Source organism: Moorena sp. SIO3H5 (genome assembly GCF_010692395.1).
Classification (GTDB): domain Bacteria; phylum Cyanobacteriota; class Cyanobacteriia; order Cyanobacteriales; family Coleofasciculaceae; genus Moorena.
On record NZ_JAAHHS010000123.1, the window covers coordinates 1 to 5,815 of the forward strand.

The following is a 5,815-nucleotide window of genomic DNA, read 5'->3' on the forward strand; positions in this document are numbered from 1 at the left end:
GGGAAACGTGTGCGTAGTACTTCGTGACGATTGATGATTTCTGATAAGGCTTGTTCTAAGGCGTTAATGGCTAAATTACCAGTGATTTTCAGAGCTGCTGGTATGTTATAAGTGGCGCTAATTCCTTCTAGTTGATTGAGGAACCACAATCTTTCTTGAGCCGATGATAGGGGTAATTTTTCCCTATCAGTTCTTGGTTGAATCGGGGGAAGACTTAATTGGTTTTCTGTGGTCAGTAATTGGGTTAATTTCGGCTCTAATTCAGCGATTGTTGGACTTTCAAATACTTGTCGTAGGGGGATTTCTCTGTTGAAGGTCAGTCGCAGTTGGGAAATTAATTGAGTGGCAAGTAGAGAATGTCCTCCGATTTCAAAGAAGTTATCATGTATTCCTACATTTGGCACTCCTAGAACCGACGCGAAGATGTTAGCGATTATTTCTTCGGTTGGGGTGCGTGGTGCTACATACTCCTCAACCGATGTGAACACTCCCTCTGGTGCGGGTAGGGCTTTTTTGTCTACTTTGCCATTGGGTGTTAACGGGAGGGTCTCTAAGGTAACGAAGGCAGAAGGTACCATGTAGTCTGGTAGTTTCTGTTTGAGGAATTCTCGTAATTGGTTGGTGGTTAGTGATTCTTCCTCACTGACATAGTAGGCGACTAGGCGTTTGTTGCTATCAAGATCTTCTGTGGCAATTACTACAGTTTGTTGGATGTGGGGGTGGCTCGACAGAACCGATTCGATTTCTCCTAGTTCGATCCGGAAGCCCCTGATTTTGACTTGGTTATCGATACGTCCGAGAAATTCAATGTTACTGTCTCGTAGGTATCTCGCCAGGTCTGATGTTTTGTAGATTCGTTGTGATTTGGAACTAGAGAAGGGATTTGAGATGAATTTTTCTGATGTTAGTTCTGGGCGGTTGAGGTAGCCTCTGGCTAGTCCATCACCTCCAATGTATAATTCTCCAGGTACTCCTATCGGTACTGGTTGTAAATGCTGATCTAAGATGTAGATTTGGGTGTTGGCTATGGGGTGACCGATAGTAATTTTCTCACTACTATCCCTGATTTGAGCTACCGTAGCACAAACTGTAGACTCAGTCGGACCATAAGCATTAAAGAAACGACGACCAACAGACCATTGATGGGCCAATTCTAAAGAACAAGCTTCTCCTGCGACAATTATCTGACCCAAGTCTGTCAATTCATCAGTGGGTAATACTGCCAGGGCAGAAGGAGGTAATGTCACATGAGTCACACAGCACTGATGTAGGATTTGCTTCAAATCATCTCCAGGCATTAACTCAGAAGCTGTGCCCAAAATTAGCATGGCTCCGTTGGTCACAGCCATAACTATTTCCCAGACAGAAGCATCAAAACTTACAGAAGCAAATTGAAGAACACGACTAGCTGGTTCTAGATCAAATAAATTTCTTTGTGCAATAGCAAGGTTGCACACGGAACAATGTTCAATGGCAACCCCCTTAGGTTGACCAGTAGAACCAGAAGTATAAATCACATAAGCCAAATTACCTGAGTCAACCCGAACATTAAGATTCTCCCCACTATGTTGCTCAATTGCTCCCCAATCACTATCGAAACAAACCATCCGTGGAGTATGTGAGGGCAGAGATTCCAGTAACGACTGTTGAGTCAACAACACCTCAACACCCGCATCGGCCAACATATAACTGAGTCGTTCTCGGGGATAATTGGGATCGAGGGGTACATAAGCACCACCTGCCTTGAGTATCCCCAACAGTCCTACCACCATCTGTACAGAACGTTCCACACAAATACCCACCAATACCTCTGGTTCTACTCCTAAGTTTTGTAGGTGATGTGCTAGTTGGTTCGCCCTTTGATTTAATTGATGGTAGGTCAACTGCTGTTGCTCAAACACCACAGCTATAGCATCGGGTGTTTTCTCTACCTGCTCGGAGAATAACTGATGAATACATTTATCAGTAGGATAGTCACTGGCAGTATCATTCCACTCCACCAACAATTGATGACGTTCTTCTGCACTCAACAAAGGTAACTCCGAGACTACCTGTTGGGGATTGTCCACAATTGCTGACAACAAGTTCTGGAAATGAGTGGCCATGCGAGCAATGGTAGACCCATCAAATAAGTCCGTGTTGTACTCCCATCTCCCCACCAATCCCATGTCTGTTTCCATCATTGACAGGGTCAAATCAAACTTAGCAATCGTACTGTGTTGATTGAACTGACTCAAACTCAGATCTGGCAACTCTAATTTACCCATCGGTGCATTCTGCAGCACAAACATTACCTGGAACAGGGGGGCATGACTCAATGACCGTTGGGGTTGCAATGCAGATACTACCTGTTCAAACGGTACATCCTGATGTTCATAACCTTTGAGTGTGGTTTCCCTTACTTGCGTTAGCAACTGAGAAAAACTGGGATTATCCTTAAAACGGGTTCTCAACACCAAGGTATTCACAAAAAAGCCAATTAACGGCTCAATTGCAAGGTGATTTCGATTGGCTATAGGTGAACCAATTAAAATATCTTTTTGTCCACTGTAACGATAAAGTAAGGTCGCCAAAGCTGCCTGCAAGGTCATAAATAAGGTACTACCCGAGTTCCGAGACAACTGTTGCAACTTATCGGTTAATTCCGTGGTTAAACTAAAATCTTGAGTACTCCCCTGGTAACTCATTACATGGGGACGAGGACGGTCTGTGGGTAGTTGTAATAACTCTGGAGCACCCTCTAATTCCTGTTTCCAGTATTTAACTTGGTTTTCTAGTATTTCCCCACTTAACCATTGTCTTTGCCAAAGAGCAAAGTCAGCATATTGAATCGGCAATTGCGATAAGAGGGATGGTTCTGATGCCGCAAAAGCTTGATATAAAGTTGATAGTTCTTGGATTAATATCCCCATTGACCAACCATCCGATACGATGTGGTGCATCGTCAGCACTAACACATACTCACTGGTGTCTAATTGCCATAATTTACACCGGATTAATGGTGCTACCTCTAGGTCAAAGGGGGTTGTTGCTTCACATTGTACTTCTTGCTGTAAAACAGTTTCTCTTTCTGGTTGTGGGTATTTTTGTAGGTCTACTACATTGATGTTGATGCTGCTGTCAGGGTGAATTACCTGTGTTGGTGTGCCATTGACAGTCCTGAAACTTGTCCGTAGTACTTCGTGACGATTGATTATTTCTGATAAGGTTTGTTTTAGGGTGTTAATCGCCAAGTGGCCAGTGATTTTCAGGGCTGCTGGTATGTTGTAAGTGGCGCTATTTCCTTCTAGTTGGTTGAGGAACCACAGTCTTTCTTGAGCCCAGGATAGGGGTAATTGTTCACTATCACTTCTTGGTTGAATGGGGGGAAGACTTAATGCCTGAGATTCCTGATTTGTCTGGGCTTCCCGAAGTAACTCTAAAATTTCTATTTTTTGAGCGACTATATCCTGTTTTAGTTCTGGTGTCATTACTCCCTTCGGAGAACGATAACGCAGGTGTTCTTGCTCTGTCCAAAGTTTGACACCCAGATTTTGCAGATAAAACACGAACTCAATTGTTTTATTATTCATAATAATCTATCCTCATATTCTTGCTCTATTTCTGAAATTGATGCGGTTTTATTTTGGGTAACTTAAACTTTGACAGTTTAACATCCAGATTTGACAGATAAGAGACGAACTTAATTGTTTGATTTTTTATAGGATCATAATAATCCGTCCTCATATTCTTGCTCTGTTTCTGAAATTGATGTACTTTGATCTTGGGCAATTTTACGAAGTACTTCAATGCTTTGAGCTATACCAGCAATAGTTGGCGACTCAAAGAAAGCTTGTAACATCAGTTTTTGCTCAAAAGCCTGTTGTATCCGAGACACAACTTGAGTTGCTAGTAGGGAATGTCCTCCGATTTCAAAGAAGTTGTCATGTATTCCTACATCTGGCATTCCTAGAACATTGGTGAAGATTTTGGCGATTATTTCTTCGGTTGGGGTACGTGGAGCTACATATTCCACAACTGATGTGAAAACCCCATCAGGTGCGGGTAGTGACTTGCGATCTACTTTGCCATTGGGTGTTAACGGTAGTGTTTCTAAGGTAACGAAGGCACTCGGTACCATGTAGTTTGGTAGTTTCTGTTTGAGGAATTCTCTTACTTGGTTGGTGCTTAGGGATTCGGATTCACTAACTACATAAGCGACTAGGCGTTTGTTGCCATGAATATCTTCTGTTGCAATGACTACACTTTGTTGGATTTGGGGATGTGTGGACAGGACTGATTCGATTTCCCCTAGTTCGATGCGGAAACCCCTGATTTTGACTTGGTTATCGATGCGACCGATAAATTCAATGTTACCGTCTTGTAGGTATCGGACGAGGTCTCCGGTTTTGTAGAGTCGTTGTGATTTGGAATTACTGAAGGGATTTGGGATGAATTTTTCCGATGTTAGTTCTGGGCGGTTGAGGTATCCTCGGGCTAGTCCATCACCTCCGATGTATAGTTCTCCGGGTACTCCTATCGGTACTGGTTGCAAATTTGGATCGAGAATATAGGTTTGAGTATTAACAATTGGACGACCAATAGGAATAGTGTTTTGGCTAATTCTTGCGTGGCAGGTGTAAAAATGCGTATCAATACAAGCCTCTGTTGGCCCATACAGGTTGTGTAAAGTAGCTTGGCTTTGTTGTTTGAAAAGACAATAGAGTTCAACAGGCAAAGGTTCGCCCCCACAAAATACTCGCTTTAAATATTGACAAATGGCTAGATTTCTTGTCTCTAAAAGCATTCTCAGTAACGAGGGAACCAATTGAAGCACGGTAATTTTTTGTTGGTTAATTACCTCAATTAGATAATCACTATCTTGATGTCCCTCTGGTTTGGCTATTACTAATTGTGCTCCTACCAATAATGGGGCATAAAATTCCCAAATTGAAGCATCAAAGCTAAATGGAGTCTTTTGCAAAACTTTATCAAGTTTAGTTAAAGGAAAGGTTTGCCCCATCCAGCACATATGGTTGGCTAACGCTTGATGAGAGATTGCTACACCTTTGGGCTTTCCTGTTGAACCAGAAGTGTAGATAACATAAGCCAAATTATTTGAGTGAACCCCGACATCAAGATTCTCACCACTGTGTTGCTCAATTGCACCCCAATCACTATCGAAACAAACCATCCGTGGAGTGTGTGATGGCAAAGATTCCAGCAAAGACTGTTGAGTCAACAACACCTCAACACCCGCATCGGCCAACATATAACTGAGTCGTTCTCGGGGATAATTAGGATCTAGGGGTACATAAGCACCACCCGCCTTCAGTATCCCCAACAGTCCTACCACCATCTGTATAGAACGTTCCACACAAATACCCACCAATACCTCTGGTCCTACTCCCATTGAAAGCAAGTGATGTGCTAGTTGGTTAGCCCTTTGATTTAATTGATGGTAGGTCAACTGCTGTTGCTCAAACACCACAGCTATAGCATCGGGTGTTTTCTCTACCTGCTCGGAGAATAACTGATGAATACATTTATCAGTAGGATAGTCACTGGCAGTATCATTCCACTCCACCAACAATTGATGACGTTCTTCTGCACTCAACAAAGGTAACTCCGAGACTACCTGTTGGGGATTGTCCACAATTGCTGACAACAAGTTCTGGAAATGAGTGGCCATGCGAGCAATGGTAGACCCATCAAATAAGTCCGTGTTGTACTCCCATCTCCCCACCAATCCCATGTCTGTTTCCATCATTGACAGGGTCAAATCAAACTTAGCAATCGTACTGTGTTGATTGAACTGACTCAAACTCAGATCTGG

2 protein-coding genes are annotated in these 5,815 nt (G+C 42.9%); both read right to left on the reverse strand.

All coding sequences use genetic code 11. From position 1 onward, the window contains the following. Window positions 1-3,572, reverse strand: a 3,572-nt coding sequence (locus F6K52_RS15580; protein WP_293079098.1) for an amino acid adenylation domain-containing protein, incomplete at its 3' end; no start/stop codon positions are given. A 134-nt stretch (window positions 3,573-3,706) separates the two neighbouring features. Further along, the coding region (locus F6K52_RS15585) for an amino acid adenylation domain-containing protein (protein ID WP_293079100.1) at window positions 3,707-5,815 on the reverse strand (2,109 nt) is incomplete at its 5' end.